22 protein-coding genes are annotated in these 24,257 nt (G+C 67.7%); 17 read left to right on the top strand and 5 right to left on the bottom strand.

Going from position 1 to position 24,257, the window contains the following annotated elements; genetic code table 11:
• The first annotated feature begins 40 nt into the window (after positions 1 to 40).
• The 8 genes from C1932_RS06880 (at position 41) to C1932_RS06845 (ending at position 9,284) form a co-directional block, all read left to right on the top strand.
• Positions 41 to 1,393 (top strand): aspartate aminotransferase family protein, encoded by a 1,353-nt coding sequence (locus C1932_RS06880; protein WP_108761652.1) that lies wholly within the window; start codon positions 41 to 43, stop codon positions 1,391 to 1,393.
• Between the two features lie 63 nt (positions 1,394 to 1,456).
• Entirely contained in the window at positions 1,457 to 2,335 is an 879-nt protein-coding gene (locus C1932_RS06875; RefSeq protein ID WP_108761651.1) for a plasmid replication/partition related protein, read from the top strand.
• Between the two features lie 71 nt (positions 2,336 to 2,406).
• Complete coding sequence (locus C1932_RS06870; RefSeq protein ID WP_108761650.1) at positions 2,407 to 3,693, top strand: DUF445 family protein; 1,287 nt, start codon at positions 2,407 to 2,409, stop codon at positions 3,691 to 3,693.
• A 348-nt stretch (positions 3,694 to 4,041) separates the two neighbouring features.
• Positions 4,042 to 4,434 carry a DUF4124 domain-containing protein gene (locus C1932_RS06865; RefSeq protein ID WP_159094508.1) on the top strand — a complete coding sequence of 131 codons (393 nt, stop codon included), beginning with the start codon at positions 4,042 to 4,044 and terminating at the stop codon, positions 4,432 to 4,434.
• A 262-nt stretch (positions 4,435 to 4,696) separates the two neighbouring features.
• The gene (locus C1932_RS06860) at positions 4,697 to 6,907 is read left to right on the top strand and encodes a TonB-dependent siderophore receptor (protein ID WP_108763374.1); all 2,211 of its coding nucleotides are present in this window, start codon (positions 4,697 to 4,699) and stop codon (positions 6,905 to 6,907) included.
• A gap of 105 nt (positions 6,908 to 7,012) precedes the next feature.
• Positions 7,013 to 7,333: a DUF3649 domain-containing protein gene (locus C1932_RS06855; RefSeq protein ID WP_108761648.1), complete on the top strand. Its 321-nt coding sequence runs from the start codon at positions 7,013 to 7,015 to the stop codon at positions 7,331 to 7,333.
• The gene (locus C1932_RS06850; protein ID WP_108761647.1) at positions 7,330 to 8,958 is read left to right on the top strand and encodes a PepSY-associated TM helix domain-containing protein; all 1,629 of its coding nucleotides are present in this window, start codon (positions 7,330 to 7,332) and stop codon (positions 8,956 to 8,958) included. Before C1932_RS06855 ends, C1932_RS06850 begins: the two co-directional genes overlap by 4 nt.
• A complete protein-coding gene (locus C1932_RS06845; protein WP_108761646.1) occupies positions 8,955 to 9,284 on the top strand; it encodes a DUF3325 domain-containing protein in 330 nt (109 codons plus the stop codon). Before C1932_RS06850 ends, C1932_RS06845 begins: the two co-directional genes overlap by 4 nt.
• A 462-nt stretch (positions 9,285 to 9,746) precedes the next feature.
• Here C1932_RS06845 and rlmKL read toward each other — a convergent pair whose 3' ends face one another.
• Entirely contained in the window at positions 9,747 to 11,885 is a 2,139-nt protein-coding gene (rlmKL, locus tag C1932_RS06840; protein WP_108761645.1) for a bifunctional 23S rRNA (guanine(2069)-N(7))-methyltransferase RlmK/23S rRNA (guanine(2445)-N(2))-methyltransferase RlmL, read from the bottom strand.
• A 145-nt stretch (positions 11,886 to 12,030) separates the two neighbouring features.
• The gene (locus tag C1932_RS06835; protein WP_108763373.1) at positions 12,031 to 12,558 is read right to left on the bottom strand and encodes a hypothetical protein; all 528 of its coding nucleotides are present in this window, start codon (positions 12,556 to 12,558) and stop codon (positions 12,031 to 12,033) included.
• Positions 12,559 to 12,630: 72 nt separating this feature from the next.
• On the opposite strand from C1932_RS06835, the gene C1932_RS06830 reads away from it, so the two are divergent.
• Complete coding sequence (locus C1932_RS06830) at positions 12,631 to 13,200, top strand: N-acetylmuramoyl-L-alanine amidase (RefSeq protein WP_108761644.1); 570 nt, start codon at positions 12,631 to 12,633, stop codon at positions 13,198 to 13,200.
• 305 nt (positions 13,201 to 13,505) lie between these two features.
• Here the strand turns inward: C1932_RS06830 and C1932_RS06825 are convergent, their stop codons facing one another.
• From C1932_RS06825 to C1932_RS06815, 3 genes are all read right to left on the bottom strand, one after another.
• Positions 13,506 to 14,408, bottom strand: a complete 903-nt coding sequence (locus C1932_RS06825; RefSeq protein WP_108761643.1) for a sulfurtransferase — start codon at positions 14,406 to 14,408, stop codon at positions 13,506 to 13,508.
• On the bottom strand, positions 14,405 to 15,208 hold the full coding sequence (locus tag C1932_RS06820; protein ID WP_108755808.1) for a CoA pyrophosphatase: 804 nt from the start codon (positions 15,206 to 15,208) through the stop codon (positions 14,405 to 14,407). Before C1932_RS06820 ends, C1932_RS06825 begins: the two co-directional genes overlap by 4 nt.
• Before the next feature lie 122 nt (positions 15,209 to 15,330).
• Positions 15,331 to 16,032, bottom strand: coding sequence for an FKBP-type peptidyl-prolyl cis-trans isomerase N-terminal domain-containing protein (locus tag C1932_RS06815; protein WP_108752639.1), 702 nt, complete (start codon positions 16,030 to 16,032; stop codon positions 15,331 to 15,333).
• Between the two features lie 166 nt (positions 16,033 to 16,198).
• Here C1932_RS06815 and C1932_RS06810 point away from each other — a divergent pair, with 166 nt between their 5' ends.
• The 8 genes from C1932_RS06810 (at position 16,199) to pstA (ending at position 24,247) form a co-directional block, all read left to right on the top strand.
• Complete coding sequence (locus C1932_RS06810; RefSeq protein WP_199912011.1) at positions 16,199 to 16,993, top strand: enoyl-CoA hydratase-related protein; 795 nt, start codon at positions 16,199 to 16,201, stop codon at positions 16,991 to 16,993.
• A 4-nt stretch (positions 16,994 to 16,997) separates the two neighbouring features.
• Positions 16,998 to 17,351 (top strand): hypothetical protein, encoded by a 354-nt coding sequence (locus C1932_RS06805; RefSeq protein ID WP_108761642.1) that lies wholly within the window; start codon positions 16,998 to 17,000, stop codon positions 17,349 to 17,351.
• Positions 17,351 to 18,037 carry an endonuclease III gene (gene nth / locus C1932_RS06800; RefSeq protein WP_108749110.1) on the top strand — a complete coding sequence of 229 codons (687 nt, stop codon included), beginning with the start codon at positions 17,351 to 17,353 and terminating at the stop codon, positions 18,035 to 18,037. The genes C1932_RS06805 and nth overlap by 1 nt, the downstream gene beginning before the upstream one ends.
• A 419-nt stretch (positions 18,038 to 18,456) precedes the next feature.
• Positions 18,457 to 19,668, top strand: a complete 1,212-nt coding sequence (locus C1932_RS06795) for an OprO/OprP family phosphate-selective porin (protein ID WP_108761641.1) — start codon at positions 18,457 to 18,459, stop codon at positions 19,666 to 19,668.
• A 195-nt stretch (positions 19,669 to 19,863) separates the two neighbouring features.
• On the top strand, positions 19,864 to 20,883 hold the full coding sequence (gene pstS / locus C1932_RS06790; RefSeq protein WP_108761640.1) for a phosphate ABC transporter substrate-binding protein PstS: 1,020 nt from the start codon (positions 19,864 to 19,866) through the stop codon (positions 20,881 to 20,883).
• Between the two features lie 361 nt (positions 20,884 to 21,244).
• Positions 21,245 to 22,333: a phosphate ABC transporter substrate-binding protein PstS gene (gene pstS, locus C1932_RS06785; protein ID WP_108761639.1), complete on the top strand. Its 1,089-nt coding sequence runs from the start codon at positions 21,245 to 21,247 to the stop codon at positions 22,331 to 22,333.
• 82 nt (positions 22,334 to 22,415) lie between these two features.
• The gene (gene pstC / locus C1932_RS06780) at positions 22,416 to 23,384 is read left to right on the top strand and encodes a phosphate ABC transporter permease subunit PstC (RefSeq protein WP_108761638.1); all 969 of its coding nucleotides are present in this window, start codon (positions 22,416 to 22,418) and stop codon (positions 23,382 to 23,384) included.
• Positions 23,384 to 24,247 carry a phosphate ABC transporter permease PstA gene (gene pstA, locus C1932_RS06775; RefSeq protein ID WP_108755802.1) on the top strand — a complete coding sequence of 288 codons (864 nt, stop codon included), beginning with the start codon at positions 23,384 to 23,386 and terminating at the stop codon, positions 24,245 to 24,247. The genes pstC and pstA overlap by 1 nt, the downstream gene beginning before the upstream one ends.
• The last annotated feature ends 10 nt before the right edge of the window (positions 24,248 to 24,257 follow it).

Genomic DNA, 24,257 nt, shown 5'->3' with positions numbered 1-24,257 from the left:
GCTGCGCTACAGTCAGCGCAACGGACCCGACGGAGGCGGCATGAAGAATCCCGCGATCGACCCGCACGCGCTGGCGACCCAGCGCCCCGAATCGCTCGATGCGTACTGGATGCCGTTCACCGCCAACCGCCAATACAAGGGTGCGCCACGCATGCTGGTGCGCGCCGCCGGCATGCACTACGAAGATGTGGACGGGCGCAGCATCCTCGATGGCACCGCCGGCCTGTGGTGCTGCAATGCCGGCCACGCCCGTCCAGGCATCATCAAGGCCATCGCCGACCAGGCCGCCACGCTGGACTACGCCCCCGGCTTCCAGATGGGGTCGCCGCCGGCCTTCGCCCTGGCCCAGCGCCTGGCCGCACTGGCCCCGGCCAGCCTGAACCATGTGTTCCTGACCAGTTCCGGCTCGGAAGCGGTGGATTCCGCGATGAAGATCGTGCTGGCCCACCATCGCCTGCGCGGCGAAGGCCAGCGCACCCGCTTCATCAGCCGCGAAAAGGGCTACCACGGGGTGGGTTTCGGCGGCATGGCGCTGGGCGGACTGCCCAACAACCGCAAGCAGTTCGGCCTGCAACTGGGCGGCGTGGACTACCTGCGGCACACCCTGGACCTGGAGCGCAACGCCTTCAGCAAGGGCCTGCCGCGGCAGGGCGCCGAACTGGCCGATGACCTGGAACGGCTGGTCGCACTGCACGACCCGTCCACCATCGCCGCGGTGTTCGTCGAGCCGGTGGCCGGTTCGGCCGGGGTGATCCTGCCCGCCCCCGGCTACCTGCAGCGGCTGCGCGAGATCTGCGACCAGCACGGCATCCTGCTGGTGTTCGACGAAGTGATCACCGGCTTTGGGCGGGTCGGCATGCCGTTCGCGGCACAGCGCTTCGGGGTCACCCCGGACCTGCTGACCTTCGCCAAGGGCGCCAGCAACGGCGCCGTGCCGCTGGGCGGGGTCCTGGTCAGCGACGCGGTGCATGCCAGCTTCATGCAGGGCCCGGCGCAGGCCATCGATCTGTTCCATGGCTATACGTATTCGGGCCACCCGCTGGCCTGCGCCGCGGCCCTGGCCACACTGGACATCTACGCCGAAGAGCGGCTGTTCGAGCGCGCTATCGAGCTGGGCGAGTACTGGCAGGAACGCCTGCATGCGCTGCAGGGCCTGCCAAACGTGATCGACATCCGCAACTTCGGGCTGGTTGGTGCGGTGGAACTGGCGCCGCGCCGCGATGCTCCCGGCAGCCGCGGCTACGAGGTTTTCCGGCGCTGCTTCCACGATGGCCGGCTGCTGGTGCGCTGCACCGGCGACATCATCGCGCTGTCACCGCCGCTGATCGTGGACAAGCCACAGATCGACCAGATCACCGCCATCCTGGGCGAGATGATCCGGGCCACCGCCTGAGCCGGGGCCGGACCGGGCGAGCGGGTACAATGGTCGGTTCCGCTCCTGCCTGTTGCCGTGCCCATGGATATCGTCGTCAAAGAAGAATTGAAGGCCTACATCGACCCGCTGACCGCCGACGAGCATGACGCGCTGGAGCGCAGCATCCTGGCCGAAGGCTGCCGCGATGCGCTGGTGCTGTGGGGCGATGTGCTGGTGGACGGCCACAACCGCTTCGGCATCTGCCAGAAACACGGCCTGCCGTTCAACACCGTGCAGAACACCCGCTTCCAGAGCATGGAAGACGTACACCTGTGGATGATCGAGCAGCACCTGGGCCGCCGCAGCGTGTCCGACTTCCAGCGCGGTGTGCTGGCCCTGCGCAAGCGTGACATCCTGTCCGCACGCAAGCAGGTGGAACAGGCGCAGCTGCAGCGCGAAAGCGATGGCACCGCCGACCCGGCCGACGACGCGGGCGAAGACAGCCCGCCGTGGGAACCGGCACCGAAGGTCAGCCGCGCCGAACTGGCCCGCGAAGCCAAGCTGAGCACCAGCCAGGTGGGCATGATCGAGCGCATCCACGCCCAGGCCGCGGCTGAAGTGGTAGAGGCAGTGAAGGCCGGGGTGATTTCGATCAGCGCGGCCGCCGCCGTGGCCGACCTGCCGGAAGAAGAGCAGCGCGCGGCTGCGGCCGGTGGCAAGGACGAACTGAAGCAGGCCGCCAAGCGCGTGCGCGAATCCAAACGCAAGCCGCGCGCGCCGAAGCCCGAACCGGCCGAGATGGATTTCGAAGAGCCCAGCGACGACGAGGTGGCCAGCCGCGATGCCGAGGTGCTGTCGGCGCTGGAGCAGTTGGGCGAAGACGCGCCGGCACTGCGCCGCCGGGTGGTGGCGCTGACCCGCGAGAACGACACCCTGCGCGCGCAGCTGGCCACGCTGCGAAAGCAGCTGGAAGCCCTGTGATCGGCTGGCGCCGGGCCCTGCCCGGCGCCACCGTTGCGTTGGCGTCATCCGGTGCCGGTTAGACTGCGGCCATGACGTCTGCCATCGATCCGCGTCGCGCCCAGCTGCGGCGCCTGAAAGCCCTGGCCCTGGGCCTGCTGCTGCTGATGCTGGCCGGTTTCGCGGTCAGCCACTGGCAGGGTGAACGGGGCATCTGGGCCTGGGTGTCGGCCTTCTGCGAAGCCGCCGCGGTGGGCGCACTGGCCGACTGGTTCGCGGTAGTCGCGTTGTTCCGGCGGCCGATGGGGCTGCCCATTCCGCATACCGCCATCATTCCGCGCAGCAAGGAACGCATCGGCGACAGCCTGGCGCTGTTCGTGCGCGACCAGTTCCTGGAACCGGGCGTGCTGCTGGCCCGCCTGCAGGTGTTCGACCCGGCCAGCCGCTTGGGCAGTTGGCTGGCCGAACCCGAACGCGCGCGCATGCTGGCGGACATGGCACGTGGCTGGGCCCTGCAGGCGCTGGATTTCTTCGACGAAGGCGCGGTGCGCCGGCAGCTGCATGGCTTCGTGGTGCAGCAGCTGCGGCAGTGGAACGCGGCGGCCACTGCCGGCGAACTGCTGGCCCTGCTGACTGCCGATGGCCGCCACCAGCGCGTGCTGGACGAAGGCCTGCAGCGGTTGGGCCGCTGGCTGGAACAGCCGGAAGTAAAAGAACGCGCCTCGCAGCTGATCGTGCGCTACATCCAACGCGAGTGGCCCACGCTGTCCAGCACGGTGAACTGGGTGAAGCCGATCGACGAGATCGGCGACAGCCTGGCCGAGCGCTTGGCGCGGGCGGTGCTCGAGGAACTGCAGCAGGTACTGGCCGAGCCGCAGCATCCGCTGCGCCAGGATTACGAAACCTGGCTGCAGAACTACGTACAGCGCCTGCGCGATGATCCGGCGCTGGCCGAGCGCATCGAACAGCTGAAGCAGGAAATGATCGACCACCCTGCCCTGCAGGAGTACGTGCAGGGCCTGTGGTCGCGCATCCACGCCACGCTGCGCGCCGACCTGCAGCGCGACGATTCAGCGCTGGTGGGGCATCTGCAGCGCAGCTTGGCGTCGCTGGGGCAGACCCTGCAGGCCGACCCGGCCCTGCGCGAGGCGCTGAACCAGCATCTGCTGGAAGGTGCGCAGCGCCTGACCGGGCGCCTGCGCGAAGGGGTGACCAGCCACATCGCGCAGACGGTGAAGGGCTGGGACGAGCGCCACCTGGTGGAACAGCTGGAACTGAGCGTGGGCCGCGACCTGCAGTTCATCCGTTTCAACGGCACCCTGGTGGGCGGGCTGATCGGGTTGTTGCTGCATGCCGCGACGGTGGTATTCCGGTTCTGAGGGAGGGCGACAGGGCTGCGCCCTGTACCCGCTCAACGCAACGGCAACATCAACGTCAAAGGCAGGCTCTCCCGGGGATGCGGGGCGGTGTGGGTGGGCAGGACACGCCGTAAACCCGTCCTTGGGGGCTCGTAGGCGCCATCCATGGCGCCTGCGGTCCTGCCCACCCACACCGCCCCGCCTCTGACCGTTTCCTGGGGCCTGACGGGGTCGGATCCCGTTGCGCAGCAACGGGCTCTGACCCCATTTCTGGCGAAAGGCGCAGGCGTATTGCGCGACGGGGGTCACACTCCGTATGCTCCCGCGCCATGTGGGCCAGGGTGGCCCACGGGGGGATCCATGCAAAGGATGTTGGTTCTGCTGCCGCTGCTGCTGGCGGCCAGTGAGGCGTGCGCGCAGCGCGTGTACAAGTGCAACGACGGTGGCCGCACGATCTACCAGAGCACGCCCTGCCCGGCCGGGCAGGATACCGGGGTGACCCGACCGATCGTGCGTGACCCGAAACTGAGCTGGCAGGAGGCCGAGCGCGTGGACCGCGAGCTGCGCGTTGCGCGGCGCGAACTGCAGGCCAATGCCGGCCGTGGTGCCGCTCCGGTGACCGGCACGGTGATCGAGGCGGCCAGCAATGCCGAAGCCTGCGACAAGGCCCGCACGCGCCGCGAGCTGGCCGAGTGGTTCGGCTCGCGCACGCCCGCGCGCCAGCTCAACGACGACGTCACCCGCAGCTGCGCTTCACGGTGAAGCGCGGCCACGCCGCGGCGCGCGCGTACACACTTGATTAACGAAATGCGAATGCCTATCATTTACTGATCGGTTGTACGCTCAGCCACCCGGCGCCCCCACCGCGCTTCCGCCCGTGTACATCCCCGGCTCCTCGTGCGCCGACGGCCCTGGCCGTCAGCGCGTGGCGATGGGAGATGCCTCGGGTCGCGCGATTCCGCGCGGGCGCCCGCACGCATGGATTCCATCGCTGATGTTTTTCTCCTGCATGGAATCGCACCGTATGTCCCGACCGAACGTTCCCGTTGTTTCCCCATTGGCGCTGGCGCTGGCCATGCTGTTCTGCGCGCCGCTGGCCCACGCCGATGTGCCGGCCGACGCCGATGCGCGCACGCTGGACACGGTGAAGGTGACCGCCGATGGCGAGATCCAGAACAGCTACACGGTGAAGAACACCCGCAGTGCGACCAAGCTGGACCTGTCGCTGCGCGAGACGCCGCAGTCGGTCACGGTCATCACCCGCCAGCGCCTGGACGACATGGGGCTGTTCTCGCTGTCCGATGTGATGGGCCAGGTGACCGGCGTCACCGTGTCGGTCACCGACAGCGAGCGCATCAACTATGTCTCGCGCGGTTACACCATCGAGAACTTCCAGATCGATGGCATGCTCAACACCTTCGGTGGCTCGATCAAGACCAACACCGACAACGTGATCTACGAGCGCATCGAAGTGATCCGCGGCGCCACCGGCCTGACCACCGGTGCCGGCGATCCGTCGGGCACCATCAGCATGGTGCGCAAGCGCCCGACCGATACCGTGCAGATGGGCGCCAACCTGATCCTGGGCCGCTGGGGCAACCAGCGCATGGAAGTCGACCTGGGCGGCCCGGTCGCCTGGGACGGCCGCATCCGTGCACGCGTGGTCGCCGCCAAGCAGCAGAGCGATTCGTTCCGCGATGTCTACAAGCTCGACAAGGACGTGTTCTACGGCATCGTGCAGGCCGACCTGACCGACAGCACCCTGTTTGAACTGGGCTACGAATACCAGTCGCCGCGCACCACCGGTGTGACCTGGGGCGTGGTGCCGTACTGGGGCGCCGATGGCAACCCGGCCAACCTGCCGCGCTCGACCAACCTGTCGGCGTCGTGGAGCAGCTGGCCGATGGTGGAAAAGACCACCTTCGCCCGCCTGGAACAGCAGCTGGGCAATGGCTGGTCGCTGAAGGGCAACGTGACCCATGCCGTGCGCGATACCGACGGCAGCGTCTGGTACGGCGCGGCCGGCAATCCGCGCCCGGACGGCACCGGCGTGACCGCCTATGTCTCGCACTTCAACGAACACAGCACCATGGACGTGTTCGACGTGAATGTCGGCGGTCCGTTCCAGCTGTTCGGGCGCGAGCATGAACTGGTGTTCGGCCTGGGCCAGGCGGTGCGCAAGGGCGAATCGGAGGCGACCTCGTTCGATACCAGCGCACCGGGCTACATGCAGGTTGCCGACTGGCGCCACTGGACCGGTGACGTGCCGGTGCTGCCGGTCACCCGCTACGGCCGCCTGGCCTCGGAAAACGAGCTTCGCCAGCGCGCCGCGTACGTGGCCGCGCGCCTGCGCCTGGCCGACCCGCTGCTGGCCGTGGTCGGCGCCCGCTACGGCAGCTGGGAAACGCGCCAGTGGTCCTACGGCTACGATGCCAATGGCAACCGCAACCGCACCACCCGCACCGGCTACAAGCCCGATGACACCCTGACCCCGTACGCCGGCCTGGTCTACGACTTCAACGACATCTTCAGCGGCTACGTCAGCTACACCGACATCTTCAAGCCGCAGAACTACCGCGACCGCAACGGCAACTATCTGGAGCCGGTGGTCGGGGACATGTACGAAGCCGGCGTGAAGGCCGAGTTCTTCGGCGGCCTGCTCAATGCCTCGGCCGCGGTGTTTGAAGGCAAGCAGGACAACGTGGCCGAGATTGATGATTCGGTGCCGCTGAACTCGCTGCCCGACGGTGGCCAGGCCTACCGCTCCACCGGCCAGGGCAACAAGGTGGAAGGCTGGGAAATCGAAACCCAGGGCAGCATCGGCGAGCAGTGGAACGTGTCGGCGGGCTTCGCCCATACCAAGATCCGCAACGCCGCCGGCGTGCTGCAGCGGACCACCACCCCGCAGGACACCTTCCGCCTCAACGCCAGCTGGCGCCCCGGCGGTGCCGACAGCCACTTCTGGCTGGGCGGCGGCGTGACCTGGCAGAGCAGCATCTGGAACAACAGCACCAAGCCGGTCGCCAGCGGTGGCACGCAGAGCGCACGCATCACCCAAGACGCGTTCTATCTGCTGAACCTGGGCGGTGGCTACCGCTTCAACGAGAACTTCAGTGCGCAGGTGAACGTCAACAACCTGCTGGACAAGAAGTATTACAACAACGTCGGTTTCTACAACGGCGTGTACTGGGGCGAACCGCGCAACGTCACCATGACCCTGCGCTGGAAGCTCTGATGACCTGATGGATGGTGCCGGTTCTGCGACCGGCACCCGGCCAGGGATGGCCCCCCGGCGCACTTCGGTGCGCCGGCCTTCTTTCAACCAACCTGCAGGATTGCCGTGGATCGCTCGCCCGCTATTGCCAGCTCCCGCCTCAACACCTTCTTCGCCAGCCCACGCTGGGGTGTGCTGTCCCGTTCGCTGGCCGCCATCTTCGGCGGCTACGCGCTGGCGTCGGTCACCAGTGTGTTCTGCGTGGTCGCCCTGCCCGGCGCGCGCGGGCAGACCGTGCTGACCGGCATGATGCTGGGCATCCTGATGGCCGCCTGCGCCGCGCTGTGGGCATTTGCCACGCGCAGCGCGCTGCGCGCCTGGGTGGGCATTCTGCTGCCCACCCTGCTGATGGCCGCGGTCGCGCGCCTGCTGGGGGCTTGGGCATGAAGAACGGATTCCGCCAATCGATGGCCTGGCTGCACACCTGGACCGGCCTGCTGGTGGGCTGGCTGCTGCTGCTGATCTTCATGGCCGGCACCGCCAGCTACTACCGCGAAGAAATCAGCCGCTGGATGCGCCCGGAACTGCCCAGCGCGCGGGTCAGCACCGACGTGGCCGCGCAGCGCGCCGTCGACTACCTGCAGGCCAACGCCGGCAATGCCGAGATGTGGTACGTGACACTGCCGCAGCCGCGCAACCCGGCCATGAGCACCTTCTGGCGCGTGCCTGCCGACCAGGCCGACCCGGCCAAGGGCCGTCGCGGCGCGTTCGGCGATGCCACCCTGGACCCCAACACCGGCAACGAACTGAAGGCGCGCGAAACCCGCGGCGGTGATTTCTTCTACCGCCTGCATTTTGACCTGCACTACATTCCGGTGTACTGGGCGCGCTACCTGGTCGGCTTCTGCGCCATGTTCATGCTGGTGGCGATCATCACCGGGGTGATCACCCACAAGAAAATCTTCAAGGACTTCTTCACCTTCCGCAAGGACAAGGGCCTGCGCTCGTGGCTGGATTTCCACAACGTGAGCGCGGTGATGGCGCTGCCGTACCACGCCATGATCACCTACACCGGCATCGTCACCCTGATGATCATGTACCTGCCGTGGGGGGTGAAGGTGGCCTACCCGCAGGATGAGGACAAATTCTTCGCCGAAGCCTTTGGTGGCATGGCCGAGATGAGCGAGCCGGCCCGGGGCAAGGCCGCGCCGGTGGACATCGCGCGCCTGCTCGACAGCGCCCGCGCGCACTGGCACGGCGTGGAAGTAGCCGGCTTCACCATTTCCAACCCCGGTGCGGACAATGCGGTGATCGACATCCGCCAGCGTGATGGCAAGCGCCTGTCCATCGACACCCCGTCGCTGCGCTACGACATGGTCAACGGCACGCTGCTGCAGGAAAGCCCGCCTTCCGGCGGTGCCACCGCCACCCGCGGCGTGCTGTACGGCCTGCACCTGGCGCGCTTTGCCGATTGGGGCCTGCGTGCCCTGTTCTTCCTGTCCGGCCTGACCGGCTGCCTGATGGTGGCCAGCGGCGTGGTGCTGTGGGCGGTGAAGGAACGGCCCAAGCATGCCAAGAGTGGCCGCATCGGCTTCGGCCTGCGCCTGGTCGATGCGCTGAACATCGGCGCGGTGGCCGGCCTGCCGATCGCCTTCGCTGCGTACTTCTGGGGCAACCGCTTGCTGCCGCTGGAACTGGCCGAACGCTCCAGCGCCGAAGCCAACGTGTTCTTCTACGCCTGGGGCGCGGCGCTGCTGGCGGCCTTCATCTGGCCCAAGCGGATGATGTGGGCCTGGCAGCTGTACCTGGGTGCGGCCCTGTTCGCGCTGGTGCCGGTGGTCAATGCACTGACCACCCACGCGCACCTGGGCGTGACCCTGCGCAGCGGTGACTGGGTGCTGGCCGGGTTCGATCTGTCGATGCTTGCCTTCGGCGCGATGCTGGCCCTGTGCGGCTGGCGCATGCAGCGCTGGACGCCGCCGTTGAGCGCGGCCGAGAAGAAGAAGCGCGCGGCGGCGGCAGCGGCAACCAAGGCGCCGGTTGCGGCGGCCGAAGTGGAGGCTGGCGCATGATGCTGCTGGCCCTGACGCTGTCCTTCTCTGCGTTCACCGCGCTGTCGCTGGCGATGGAAAAGCACCAGCAGGACCTGCATGGGAAGGCCGCGGCGGCACCGGCACGGCGCACGCAATGGCGCGTGCTGGGCTGGGCGCTGCTGGGGGTGGCCTTCGCCCTGTGCGTGGTCGACCACGGCTGGGCCATCGGCCCGGTGCTGTGGCTGGGTGCGCTGACCCTGGCCGGCGTACCGCTGGCCTTCGGCCTGTACCCGTACCGCCCGCAGTGGATCGCACCGCTGGCCATCGCCCTGCCACTGCTGGGCCTGCTGGTGGCGCTGCTGTAGCGCGCCCGGGGTCGGATCCCCTGCGCGCAGCGCAGGGGCTCTGACCCCAGAGACGGCGTCATCCACGCATGGCGTGGATCTACCGGGTCGGATCCCGTGCGCGCAGCGCGGGGGCTGTGACCCCAGAGGCAGCGTCATCCACGCATGGCGTGGATCTACCAGGGGTCGGATCCCCTGCGCGCAGCGCAGGGGCTCTGACCCCAGAGACAGCGTCATCCACGCATGGCGTGGATCTACCAGGGGTCGGATCCCCTGCGCGCAGCGCAGGGGCTCTGACCCCAGAGACGGCGTCATCCACGCATGGCGTGGATCTACCGGGTCGGATCCCGTGCGCGCAGCGCGGGGGCTGTGCCCGGAGAGCCCCTGCGCGCAGCGCAGGGGCTCTGACCCCAGAGACAGCGTCATCCACGCATGGCGTGGATCTACCAGGGTCCCGCTCGCCGGGCGTGGCCCGGCGAATCTTCATCCCACCCGCTTCAGTTCCCACGCACGGTGGATGCGTGCGTTGCGCTCGAAGTCCGGGCCAATCGTGCGCGCGGTGATCTCGCGGCACTGGGCGAATTCGGCGATGGCGTTCTCTTCCAGCTTGAAGCGGCGGAAGTTGTTGGAGAAATACAGTACGCCGCCCGGTGCCAGCCGCGCCACGGCCGCGCGCAGCAGCTTCAACTGCTCGCGCTGCACGTCGAAGTCATCGGCGCGGGCCGAGTTGGAGAACGTCGGCGGGTCACAGAAGATCACGTCGTACTGGCCGCGATCGCCTTCCAGCCAGGCCATGGCATCGGCCTGCACCAGCAGGTGCTGGTTGCCGCCCTGCCCGTTCAGCGCCAGGTTGTCGTAGCACCACTGCAGGTAGGTCGCCGACAGGTCGACGCTGGTGGTGCTGGCCGCACCGGCCACCGCCGCCTGCACGCTGGCCACGCCGGTGTAGCAGAACAGGTTGAGGAAGCGCTTGCCACGCACCTGCTCGGCCATCAAGCGGCGCAGCGGGCGGTGGTCCAGGAACAGGCCGGTATCGAGGTAATCGAACAGGTTGACCTGCAGCAGCGCGTTGTTCTCGCGCACGACGATGAACTCGTCGCGCTGCTCGAAACGACCGTACTTGCTGCCGCCCTTGCCGCGCTCGCGCGACTTCATCGACACCTGTTCCGGCGGCACGCCGAACACCTCGCGCGCGGCGGCCAGCAGTTCGTTGCGGCGGCGGCGCACGTCGTTTTCCGGAATGGCCGCCGGTGCCGCGTATTCCTGCACATGCAGGAAGGTACGGCGCTGGCCACCATCTTCTTCGTAGACGTCAATGGCGGCCGCGTATTCGGGCAGGTCGGCATCGTAGGCGCGGAAGCAGGTGATGTCCTCGCGCGCGCGCCAGCTCTTGAACTTCTTCAGGTTCTTGCGCAGGCGGTTGGCCACCATCTGCGCGCCTTCGCTCAGCTCGCGCGGCTGCGCCGGGTCACGGCCCGGTACGGCAATCGGGTCGCAGACGATCAGCGCGCATTCCAGCGCACCGTTGAACATCTGGTACTTCTTGGACGCACGCAGGCCGGTGGCGAAGGCCAGTTCATCGTTGCCACACAGCAGGCTGGCGCGCCACTGCGGCACCGCCTTCTGCAGGGCGTTGCCCAGCGCGCGGTACAGGGCCGGGTCGGCGGCCAGGCGCTCGTCGTACGGCGGGTTGCAGACCACCGCGCCGATCTCCTGTTCCGGCGCGGCCAGGTCGGCCACGTCGGCACGGGTGAAGCGGATGGCATGGGCCACGCCGGCCACTTCGGCGTTCTCGCGCGCGGCCTGGATCGCTACCGGGTCGATGTCACTGCCGTGGATGACCGGCTTCAAGGCAGCCAGACCGGCCGCTTCGCGGTCGCGTGCTTCGGTCTGGATCGCCTTCCAGGCGGCCTTGTCGAAGCCCAGCCAACGGCTGGGCGGCAGGCTGCCGTGGCGCATCAGGCCGGGGGCGACGTCGGCGGCCATCAGCGCGCCTTCGATCAGCAGGGTGCCGCTGCCGCACATCGGGTCCAGCAGGCCACCGCCGGCGGCGTGCAGGCGCGGCCACTGCGCGCGCAGCAGCAGCGCGGCAGCCAGGTTTTCCTTCAGCGGCGCCTCGTGGGCGGCACCACGCCAGCCACGGCGGTGCAGCGGGCCACCGCCCAGATCGATCGACAGCGAAGCACGACCCTTGCGCAGCGACAGGTTCACGCGCACATCGGGCAGATCGGTGTTCACCGACGGCCGTTCCAGGCCTTCATCGCGCATGCGGTCGACGATGGCGTCCTTGATCCGCTGCGCGGCAAAGCGCGCATGGGTGATCTTGTCGCCGGACACGTGCGCGTCCACCGCCAGGGTCATCTCCGGCTTGATGTGCTCGTGCCACGGCAGGGCGCGCACACCGTCATACAGGGCCTGCTCGTCCGGGCAGTCGAACTCGTCGATCGGCCACAGCACGCGGCTGGCCAGGCGCGACCACATCACGATGCGCAGGGCCTGCGCCAGCTCGCCTTCGGCGTTGACGCCGGCGATGGTGGCGGTGGCCTTGCCAAGGCCCAGGGCCGACAGTTCGTCGGCAAGCAGGTATTCCAGGCCCTTGGCGCAGGAGACGAAGAATTTCACGGGATCGATTCGCAGGTGGACGGGCGCGGCGCGAGCGCCAGGCCTTTCGGAAGGGAGGGCCGCGGAAACGGCCAGCAGGCCCGCGCCGGGGGCGGCGGGGCTGCCATTGTAGTCAATGCGGGCGGGCGCGCCGTGCGCCCGGGCTTCACAGCTGCCGCAGCAGGCGCTCGAAGGCCTGTGCGGAGGCCTCCACATGGTGTTCCAGGCGGTGGCCATCGTCCACCAGCAGCAGCTGCGCCGAGCGCGCCTGCGCCCAGGCGATCACCCCGGCGGCGGGCACCACGTCATCGTGCCAGGCCTGGACCACGCTGGTCGGCACGGCGGCGGCGTCCAGCGCCGGCATCGGGCCCATGGTGGTGGGCGGCACCATCAGGAACAGGCCGGCCACCGGCACCTGCAGCGAGGCGATGGCGGAGATGTAGGCGCCCAGGCTGGAGCCGGCCAGCACCACCGGCCCCTGCGCGGCGGCCGCGGCGGCCCGTTCCACCAGACGCTGCAGGCGGGTACGCACGTCGCCCACGCGGCTGACTTCGCTCATCGCGTCCAGGTCGGTGTAGTCGGGGCGCTCGTGGGTCCAACCCAGGCGCTGGGCGACTTCGGCCAGCGCGGTGACCTTGGTCGCCTCCGGGCCGCTCTCGAAGCCGTGGGACAGGATGCAGTGGCCGCGGCTCATGCGCGCACGTCCGCGAAGCGGTTCGAGGTCGATCGGGAAGGCAGGTTCATCGTGCAATGCTAGCATCGCCGCATGCCCAACCCGCTCCTGCCCGGCCTGCAGCTGCAGCCGCTGCCCTACCACGACCGCCTGCCCCTGCGTGACCCGGCCAGCCTGCGCATGGTGGTCATCCACTGCACCGAACTGCCGGACCTGGCCATGGCCCGCGAGTATGGCGAGCGTGTGCTGTATGACAGTGGCGCCGGCAACAGCGGCCATTTCTACATCGATCGCGACGGCAGCGTGGTGCAGTACGTGGCGCCCGAACGCATCGCCCACCACGTGCGCGGCATGAACGCGGACACGGTGGGCATCGAACTGGTCAATACCGGCCGCTACCCGGACTGGTTCGACAGCCGTCACCAGGCGATGGACGAGCCGTATACCGAGGCGCAGCTGCAGGCGCTGGAGGCCCTGCTGCAGGCGCTGGTGGCGCGCTATCCGTCGCTGCGGCAGATTGCCGGGCATGACCAGCTGGATCTGGAACAGGTACCGGCCAGCGATGATCCAACGCTGACGGTGGGGCGCAAGCGCGATCCCGGCCCGTTGTTCCCTTGGGCACGGGTGCTGGCGAAGGTGCCGCTGCAGGGGCTGGGGGAGTAGCTGGCAGGGCTGCGCCCTATCCCCTGTAGAGTCGAGCCATGCTCGACTGAAGCAACGTCAAAAGCCTGCTTTCCATGGAATGGCGAGGTGGGTCCACTCCGCCTTCGACAGTTTCGCGCGTGCTGTCGGAACGGCACGGGGTCAGAGCCCGTTGCTACGCAACGGGCTCTGACCCCTGATTGGGGGTCGAATCGATTGAAGAATGCGGCTGTAGAGTCGAGCGTTGCTCGACTGCGCTGCACACGGATTCCAACCAATGGGGTCAGAGCCGTTTCTTGTCGGGAAACGGATCCGACCCCGTGCCGTTACGCGCCGGTGGCGACCGGGCGGCTGCTGTCGCTTACCCAGCCGCTCCAGGAATCGGCGTAAAGGCGCGCGCCGCTCAGGCCGGCGCTTTCCATCGCCAGCAGCAGGTGGCAGGCGGTCACCCCCGAGCCGCACATCAGCACCACCCGCTGCGGGTCCTGGTTGCCAATCACGCTCTGCAGTTCGGCGCGCAGTTCCTGCGCATCGCGCAGGCGACCGTCGGCCACGTTCAGGGCAAAGGGGCGGTTGACCGCACCGGGCACATGCCCGGCCACCGGATCCAGGGGCTCCACTTCACCGCGGAAGCGCTCGCCGGCACGGGCGTCCACCAGCCAGCCGGGGGCGTGCTTCAGGCGCGCGGCGATCTCATCAGCGCTGGCCACCTGGGTGCTGTCGAAGCGTCCCGGATAGGGCGGCTGGGAGGCGACCTCGCTGCGGCCGGTCACCACCGGCTGGCCGGCGGCAAGCCAGGCCGCCATGCCGCCGTCGAGCACGGCCACGCGGCTGTGCCCGATCAAGCGAAGCAGCCACCACAGGCGCGCGGCGGCCATGCTGCCATCGCTGCCGTCGTAGACCACCACCTGGGTTTCGGGGGTGATGCCCCACTGCCCCAGCGTTGCGGCAAAGGCATCGCTGTCGGGCAGGGGGTGGCGGCCGTGACCGCTGCGGCCCAGGTCGGACAGATCGTGGTTCAGATCGGCGTACACCGCACCGGGAATATGGCCGGCGGCGTATTGCCCTGCCCCGGCCTGCGGGTCGGCCAACGATGCGCGCGCATCGACCACGCGCACGGCGGTGCTGGCAGTGGCGCGGGCATCGACCACCCGGATGGATTCGCCCAGTGCAGCGGCCAGGCGGGGCACATCGACCAGGGTGGTCCACGTCGTGTCGTTCGGCGTCATGTCACTTGCTCCAGGCGGCGGCGCAGGTTGTAAAGGATGGCGGCCGTGGCGCCCCAGATCCGCTGCCCGGGCCAGCCGTATTCCAGCACGTGGCGCACGCGCCCACGATGGTTGATTTCGACTTGGTGCAGGTTGTCCGGCGCCATCAGGTAATCCAGCGGTACTTCGAACACTTCGGCCACTTCGCTGGGCTGTGCCACCGGCACAAAATCCGGATCGATCACCGCCACCACCGGGGTGACCCGGTAACCGGTGATGGTGACGAACGGGTCCAGGTAGCCCAGCGCCTGCACCTGGGTGGGCGCCAGCGCGATCTCTTCCTGGCTTTCGCGCAGCGCAGCGGCCAATGCGTCGCGGTCATCCGGTTCGGTGCGCCCACCGGGAAAACCGACCTGGCCGCCATGCTGGCGCAGGGTTTCGGTGCGGCGGGTCAGGATCACCTGCGCGCCATTGGCACGCGGCACGATGCCGGCCAGCACGGCCGCCTCCACCGCCGGGCCCGGCGGCAGCAGGTCGATCAGTTCGCTGCGGTTCCAGCCATCGCCCTGCGGCGGCTCGGCCAGCGGGTGCAGCGCACGCAGCAGGCGTTCGTGGTCGGCCAGCGAACCCCGCAGGGAGTGCTGCAGTTGTTCGCGCAGCGGCAGCAGTCGATGCAGCACGTGGTCGCGTTCGGTGTCGCTCATCGACGACCACCGCGCGATTTCATCGAGGGTGCGCCCGCAACCGGTACAGTGCCGGGCCAGGTCCAGCTTGCACACGCCGATGCAGGGGCTTGCGACAACACGCGACGTTTCTTCCATAGTTTGCACCCCTGCAACAGTAGCGCGAATGGCCATGTTTGGGGCGGCGTCGGCCACCGTGTGGCGCACAAATGAAAACGCGCCGGTGGAAGCCACCGGCGCGTTCGGTTCACTACTTCGATTTACTTGACGCTGACCAGCTTCACTTCGAACTGCACCGCCACGTTCGGCGGGAAGCCGGTACGCGGGTCGGCGCCGTACGCCTGGTCCGGCGGCAGGGTGATTTCCCACTTCGAGCCTGCCGGCATCTGCAGCAGGGTCTCGCGCATGGCCTTCATTTCGACTTCGCTGACCTTGATCGACGGAATCTGCTGAGCCGGACGCGCTTCGGTCGGACGCTGGCCGAACGGGTACGGACCGGCCACTTCCAGCTGCACGGTGCTGGCCTGGGTCGGCTTGGCGCCCTTGCCGGCTTCGATCACGCGGTACTGCACACCGCTCGGCAGCGACTGCACGCCCGCCTTGGCCTTGTTGGCCGCAACGAACTGGTCGCTCTTGGTCTTGTTTTCGGCAGCAGCCTTTTCGTACTCGGCCTTGGCAGCCTGGGCACGGCCCTGCTCGCGCTTCTGGAACGCTTCAACGGCCGGCTTCAGCTGGTCGGCGGTGATCGCCGGCTGCTTCTTGGCGTAGGCGTCCTGCAGACCCTTCACCACCGAGTTGATGTCCAGCTGCTCACCGCGGGCGGTCAGCTCTGCCAGGTTGTTGCCGTAGTCGTAACCGAAGTAGTAGCTCAGCTTGCCCTTTTCGGACGAAACGTCCTGGGCGAAGGCATTGCCCGTCAGGGCCAGGGCCGCGACGGCGACCGCGATAGAACGCAACTTCATCAAACAGTTCTCCAGGGGTGGTAACTCAGGGACGTTCTGCGCCGCCCTGAGGCGACGGGTTAGGATAGCGGCCATAAGGTGGAACCGCCACTGACCACGCAGGCTATGACCTGTCTGCGTTTCAAGAGTTCAATCTCACTTTTTTTTAACGTTTCAGGAGTCTTCCGTGGCCCCAGCCCCCGCCGAGCACCCCATTATCGTGGCCGATGACGGCGCCATCCGCACCCTCACCGTGCAGCGCCCGGAGAAGCTCAACGCACTGAACGCGGCCACCCTGCAGGCCCTGGCGCAGGCGTTCAGCGCCGCGGCGGTCGAGCCTTCGGTGCGGGTGGTGGTGCTCACCGGGGCCGGCCCCAAGGCCTTCGTGGCCGGGGCGGATATCGCGGAAATGAACACCCTCAGTGCGGTTCAGGGACGTGACTTCTCGCTGTTGGGCCAGCAGCTTATGCGGCAGATCGAGCGCATGCCCAAGCCGGTGATCGCCCGGGTGAACGGGTTCGCACTGGGCGGCGGGCTGGAACTGGCCATGGCCTGCCACCTGCGCATCGCGGCCGATACCGCCAAGGTCGGCCAGCCGGAGATCAACCTGGGGCTGATTCCCGGTTTCGGCGGCAGCCAGCGCCTGCTGCGCCTGTGCGGCCGCGCCGCCACCCTGGAACTGTGCCTGCTGGGCGCCCCGATCGATGCCGCCCGTGCGCTGGCGCTGGGTATCGTCAACGAAGTGGTGCCCGCCGATGCGCTGGACGCGCGCGTGCAGGCCGTGGCGCGGCAACTGGCGCAGTCGGCGCCGCTGGCCCTGCGTGGCCTGCTGGACGCGGTACACGTGGGGGGCGAATGCAGCCTGGAATCCGGTCTGGAATACGAGAGCGCGCAATTCGGCCTGCTGTTCGCCACCGAGGACATGCGCGAAGGCACCAGCGCGTTCCTGCAGCGCCGCCCGCCGGCCTTCCAGAACCGCTGACGCCATGGCATCCCGACCCAACCCCGTGCAGTTGTTTGCCCGGGTCCAGGCAGACGATCTCGACGGCGCGCTGCAGGCAGGCCTGATGGACTACGTGGCCAGCGCAGACGATGCGCGCCTGTTGCCCGACCACCCCGAACTTGCGCAGCGCCTGCTGCACGCCCAGCAGCAGCTGCAGCGCGCCTGGGCCGCACGCGAGCGCTATCGCGACCGTGCCGTGCGCCTGGCCCGCCGCGAAGCCGAGCGCGATGCCCGGCGCATGCCGGCACCGGCGCCGGACGTGAAACCCGCCCTGCCCTCCGCCGCGGCCGCCATCCTGGCCCGGGCCAAGGCCCGCGCGGCAGGCAAGGAACAGTAATGGCCACCGCGAAGAAGACCCCGCGCGCACCGGCGCGCCGCGGCAGCGTGATGCCGCGCGCCGACGTGGTGGAGATGTTCACCCGTCTGCGCGAACTCAATCCGCACCCGAAGACCGAACTGGAATACAGCACGCCCTTCGAGCTGCTGGTGGCGGTGGCGCTGTCCGCGCAGGCCACCGACGTGGGCGTGAACAAAGCCACCCGCCGCCTGTTTCCGGTGGCCAATACACCGGCAACGATCCTGGCACTGGGCGAGGAAGGTCTGAAGAAGTACATCGCCACGATTGGTCTGTTCAACGCCAAGGCGAAGAACGTGATCGCCACCTGCGCGATCCTGCTGGAAAAGCATGGCGGCGAAGTGCCGCGCGATCGCGACGCACTGGAAGCCCTGCCCGGCGTGGGCCGCAAGACCGCCAACGTGGTGCTCAACACCGCGTTCGGCGAACCGGTGATGGCGGTGGACACGCACATCTTCCGCGTGGCCAACCGCACCGGGCTGGCCCCGGGCAAGAACGTGCGCGAAGTCGAGGACCGGCTGGTGAAGGCCATTCCGGCCGAGTTCCTGCTGGATGCGCACCACTGGCTGATCCTGCACGGGCGCTATGTGTGCAAGGCACGCAAACCGGACTGCCCGGGCTGCGTGATTGCCGATCTGTGCCGGTTCAAGGAAAAAACCGCCGCGTAGGCGGGTGGCACCAGGGTCGGTTCCCTTTCGCAGAAAGGGCTCTGATCCGCCACCGGAAAGCATCCACGCGTGGCGTGGATCTACTGCAATCGGGGCGCGCCCAGGGTCGGATCCCTTTCGCAGAAAGGGCTCTGACCCGCCACCGAAAAGCATCCACGCGTGGCGTGGATCTACTGCAATCGGGGCGCGCCCAGGGTCGGATCCCTTTCGCAGAAAGGGCTCTGACCCGCCACCGAAAAGCATCCACGCATGGCGTGGATCTATGCAATCGGGGCGCAACCGCAGCGTCACACGCAAGCGTTTACATCGGCAGGCCCTGCCGTGGCGGGGCGTGTACTTGTGCGTGAACTGTCACATTTACGCAATCTTCACCTTCTAGCCTGCGCGCATCTTCCCACCTGCCTGCAAGGCTCCTTCCCATGAAACTGCATCACCAACTCCTGACGGTGGCCGTGGCTGCTGCGCTGTATGTGCCGGCTGCCCACGCTGAAGTCGCCATCGATGTGATCGGCGGTTCGGAAATCACCTTCGAAGGCCTGGTCCAGGCCGACGGCAACTGGTTCGACAATGACGTCGTGGACCTCAACGGCGGTGACGCCGGTAACGGCAAGGACAGCGAATTCGAACTGCGCCGCGCCGAGCTGGTGCTGAAGGGCAAGGGCCCGGGCAACGTGGAATGGGTGGTTGGCTACGACGCCAAGGCCGACAAGTTCCTGGACACCAACGTGAAGTACAAGCTGGCCGGCAACAGCAGCCACTTCCTGCAGCTGGGCCAGTTCAAGCAGCCCAACAGCCTGGAAGAACTGTCCAGCACCAAGAACAACGACTTCATTTCCAAGGCCGCGGTGACCAATACCTACGCCGTCGCCCGCCGCTTGGGTGGCGCGTACAGCTACGGCCAGGACAACTGGTCGGTCACCGCCAGCGCCTTCGGCCGCGAGCTGACCCGCAACCTGGCCCACGGCAGCGGCTACGGCGCACGCGGTACCTGGGCGCCGATCAACGACAAGGGCCAGGTGCTGCACTTCGGTCTGAGCTATGTGGACTACGACGCCGACGCCGACACCCTGCGCGTGCGTGCGCGTCCCAACGCCGACCTGGCCACTGCGCGCCTGGTCGACAGCGGCAACATGACCGACACCGACCGCGTCAGCACCGTCGGCGCCGAAGCCATGTACTTCCAGGGCCCGTTCAAGGCCCAGGCCGAGTACTACAGCAGCAAGGCCAAGCGCTATGACCACGACAACTACACCAGCGACGGCTACTACGTCAGCGGCGTGTGGAACCTCACCGGCGAAACCTGGAGCTACAAGGGTGGCACCCCGGGCACCGGCCTGCCGGACAACCCGGCCAGCGGCCAGTGGCAGCTGGGCGTGCGCTACGACCACATGGATCTGAACGACGGCAACCTGAGTGCCAACCCGGTGGCCGGCCGTCCGCCGATCGTCGATGGCGTGCTGGGCGGCAAGATGGACATCTGGACCGTCGGCGCCAACTGGTACTGGCGTTCGAACTTCAAGCTGATGCTGAATTACGTGATGGTGGACAGCAAGAAGTACAGCTCCAGCGCCCGCGGCTTCGTCAATGACGATCCGAACATCCTGGAAGCCCGCGCCCAGTTCTTCTGGTAAGCGGCGAGCGCTGCGGCGCCCGCGCTGCGCGTACCCAAGGCACGGCTTCGGCCGTGCCTTTTTTTGTTGCGGCCACCGCCACCCACGCTGTCATGGATGCGTCATGTGACAGACGCCGGGGTGTCACGCAACCGTTATGGAATGTGCACCGAAACGTCGGGCAGCCGCCCTTCGACCACCCCAGGAGTCTCTCCCGTGATCCACGCCTTCAAGTCGCGCGCCGCTGTCGCCATCCTGGCCGCATCGTCCGTGTTTGCCGCCAATGCCGCCGATGTGACCGGCGCGGGCGCATCGTTCATCTACCCGGTCATGTCCAAGTGGTCGGCCGACTACAGCGGCGCCACCGGCAAGAAGGTGAACTACCAGTCGATCGGTTCGGGCGGCGGCATTGCCCAGATCAAGGCGGCCACCGTGGACTTCGGTTCGTCCGATGCCCCGCTGAAGCCGGAAGAACTGGCGGCCGCTGGCCTGGCCCAGTTCCCGTCGGTGATCGGCGGCGTGGTGCCGGTGACCAACGTGGCCGGTGTTGCCCCGGGCGCGCTGAAGCTGGACGGCCCGACCCTGGCCAACATCTTCCTGGGCAAGATCAAGACCTGGAACGACCCGGCCATCGCCGCCCTGAACAGCGGCCTGACCCTGCCCAACGCCAAGATCACCATCGTCCACCGCTCGGACGGCTCGGGCACCACCTTCAACTTCGTCAACTACCTGTCCAAGGTCAGCCCGGAGTGGAAGAGCAAGGTCGGTGAAGGCACCTCGGTGCAGTGGCCGGCCGGCATCGGCGGCAAGGGCAACGAAGGCGTGGCCGCCTACGTGAAGCAGATCAAGGGCGGCATCGGCTACGTCGAACTGTCCTACGCACTGCAGAACAAGATGTCCTACGCGGCGATGAAGAACGCCGCCGGCAAGATCGTGCAGCCGTCCGACGCCTCGTTCTCGGCCGCTGCCGCCAGCGCCGACTGGGCCAGCGCCAAGGACTTCTACCTGGTCATGACCAACGCCCCGGGCGCCGAAGCGTGGCCGATCACCGCCACCAACTTCATCCTGGTGCGCAAGCAGCCGAAGAACGTGGCCGGCGCCAAGGCCACCCAGGAATTCTTCCGCTGGATCTACAAGAACGGTGATGCACAGGCCAAGCAGCTGGACTACGTGCCGCTGCCGGACACCCTGGTCAAGCAGATCGAAACCTACTGGACCCAGAACCTGAAGTACTGAGTGGCGTAGCAAGGCGTTCCCCCGCAGGAACGGGGGCCGGCGGGTCCTCTCTCCCCCGCCGGCCCCAACGGGCGCTGGACCTTCGGGTCCGGCGCCTTTCTGTTTGTGGGCCCGGTGTGGGTAGAGTCGAGCTTGCTCGACTGAAGGCTCACGGCAGTCGAGCAAGCTCGACTCTACCAAGGCCCGGCCGCGCAATATGCGGGCCGCTGGCCCTCCCGCGGCGGTCGCGCAACCCGTGAAACCCCCGTCAGAACGTGATGTCCGACACCTCTGTCATGGACGTCATACGGCTGTAACAAAAACATCATTTCATAGCCGCATCCGCCGACGGTGTCGGCTCTACCCCCGCTATGGAGTGACCATGAAACTGCACTCGGCCGGCCTCGCCGCCCTTTCCCTGGCCATCGCCCTGGGCCTGTCGGCCTGCGGTGGCGACAAGCAGGCCGCGCAGCAGCCGGCCGCCGACAGCGCCGCCGCCCCGGCCGCTGCCGGCGACAAGGTGACCGCTGAAGTGTCCGGCGCCGGCGCCTCGTTCATCTTCCCGCTGGTGTCCAAGTGGTCGGCTGACTACAACACCGCCACCGGCGCCAAGATCAACTACCAGTCCATCGGTTCGGGCGGCGGCATCGCCCAGATCAAGGCCGGTACCGTCGACTTCGGTTCGTCGGACAAGCCGCTGGCCAGCGACGAACTGGCCCAGGCCGGCCTGGCCCAGTTCCCCTCGGCCATCGGCGGCGTGGTGCCGGTGGTGAACATCGAAGGCCTGGAAGCCGGCAAACTGCGCCTGACCGGCGCCCTGCTGGCCGACATCTTCCTGGGCAAGGTGAAGACCTGGAACGACCCGGCCATCGTTGCCGCCAACCCGGGCGTGACCCTGCCGGACGGCAAGATCACCCTGGTCCACCGTTCGGATGGTTCGGGCACCACCTTCAACTTCTCCAACTACCTGTCCAAGGTCAGCCCGGAATGGAAGACCAAGGTCGGCGAAGGCACCTCGGTGCAGTGGCCGGACGGCGTGGGTGGCAAGGGCAACGAAGGCGTGGCCTCGTACGTGAAGCAGATCAAGGGTTCGATCGGCTACGTCGAACTGGCCTACGCGCTGCAGAACGCCATGCCCTACACCGCCCTGCAGAACGCAGCCGGCACCTGGGTGCAGCCGAACGCTGAAACCTTCGCCGCGGCTGCCGCCAGCGCCGACTGGGCCAGCGCGAAGGACTTCAACCTGGTCATCACCAATGCGCCGGGTGAGCAGGCGTGGCCGATCACCGCCACCAACTTCATGCTGATGCAGAAGCAGCCCAAGGATGCCAAGCGCAACCAGGACGCCCTGGCGTTCTTCAAGTGGGCCTTCGAAAACGGCCAGGCCCAGGCCAACGAGCTGCACTACGTGCCGCTGCCGGCCGAGCTGGTCAAGCAGATCGAGGCCTACTGGGGCACCGAGCTGAAGTGATGGACCCGACGGTGCCCGCCGCGTGCGGGCACCGTCTCTACCACGCCGTGCCGCCCCGCCCTTTCCTGGCCCTGCCGTCCCCATGAATGCCATCGCCCAGCCTGTAGCCGCCCCGTCCACGCGTGACACGCGTGATGCCCGCAACGACAAACTGTTCCGATGGGTGCTGGTCGGCACCGTCATCTTCGTCCTGATCGCCCTGGCCTGCGCCGCGCTGTCGATGCTGTGGGGTGGTCGCCACGCCCTGCAGATGCAGGGCCTGAGCTTCTTCTTCTCTTCCGACTGGAACCCGGTCGAAAACAAGTTCGGTGCGCTGGCCCCGATCTACGGCACCCTGGTCACCGCGCTCATCGCGATGGTCATCGCCGTACCGGTCAGCTTCGGCATCGCCTTCTTCCTCACCGAGGTCGCCCCGCGCTGGCTGCGCGGCCCGGTCGGCACCGCCATCGAACTGCTGGCGGGCATTCCCTCGATCATCTACGGCATGTGGGGCCTGTTCGTGCTGGTGCCGATGATGACCGAGTACGTGACCCCGTTCCTCAATGAAACCCTGGGCGAGTGGCCGATCATCGGGCCGGTGTTCCAGGGCCCGCCGCTGGGCATCGGCATGCTCACCGCCGGGTTCGTGCTGGCGATCATGGTCATTCCCTTCATCTCGTCGGTGATGCGCGAAGTGTTCCTGACCGTGCCCACCCGCCTGAAGGAATCGGCCTATGCGCTGGGTTCTACCAAGTGGGAAGTGAGCTGGGACATCGTGCTGCCCTATACCCGCTCGGCGGTGATCGGCGGCATCTTCCTGGGCTTGGGCCGTGCGCTGGGGGAAACGATGGCCGTGGCCTTCGTGATCGGCAACAGCGTGCGCCTGTCGCCGTCGCTGCTGGAACCGGGCACCACCATCGCCGCGCTGATCGCCAATGACTTCGGCGAAGCCACTGAAACCTACCGCTCGGCGCTGCTGCTGCTCGGCTTCGTCCTGTTCATCGTCACCTTCGTGGTGCTGGCCATCGCCCGCCTGATGCTGATGCGCCTGTCCCGCAAGGAGGGCAACTGATGTCCACCACCGCTGATTCGCTGTACCTGCGCCGCCGCGTCGGCAACGTCGTTGCCATCGCGCTGTCCTGCGCCACTGCGCTGTTCGGCCTGTTCTTCCTGGGCTGGATCCTGTTCACCCTGGCCGCCAAGGGCCTGGCCGGCATCAACTGGGATCTGTTCACCAAGATGACCCCGCCGCCGATGCAGGAAGGCGGCCTGGCCAATGCCTTCTTCGGCAGCGCGGTGATGTGTGCGCTGGCGATCGGCATCGGCACCCCGCTGGGCGTGCTGGCCGGCACCTGGCTGGCCGAGTACGGCAACGCCCGCAAGGCCGGTACCGTGGTCCGCTTCGTCAATGACATCCTGTTGTCGGCACCGTCCATCGTGCTGGGCCTGTTCGTCTACACCCTGTACGTGATGCAGACCGGCGGCAGCTTCTCCGCCTTCGCCGGTGCGCTGTCGCTGGCCTTCATCGTGCTGCCGGTGGTAGTGCGCACCACCGACGAAATGCTGCGCCTGGTGCCTTCGCAGATGCGTGAAGCGGCGCTGTCGCTGGGCATCCCGCAGTGGAAGGTGATCGTGCAGGTGCTGTACCGCAGTGCATCGGCCGGCATCATCACCGGCATCCTGCTGGCCCTTGCCCGCATTTCCGGCGAAACCGCGCCGCTGCTGTTCACCGCCTTCGGCAACCAGTACTGGAACAGCAACGTGTTCCAGCCGATGGCCTCGGTGCCGGTGGTGATGAACCAGTTCGCCGGCAGCCCGTATGAATCCTGGCAGGTGCTGGCCTGGGCCGGCGCCCTGGTGCTGACTGTCTTCGTGTTGCTGGTCAGCCTTGCCGCCCGCGGCATCCTGCTGCGCAACCGTATCTCCCATGACTGACCTTTCCGTG

Origin of the sequence: Stenotrophomonas sp. YAU14D1_LEIMI4_1 (assembly GCF_003086815.1) — a bacterium.
Taxonomy (GTDB): domain Bacteria; phylum Pseudomonadota; class Gammaproteobacteria; order Xanthomonadales; family Xanthomonadaceae; genus Stenotrophomonas.
Note: the sequence above shows the minus strand (reverse complement) of the source record. Positions and strands in the feature narration are given on the sequence as shown.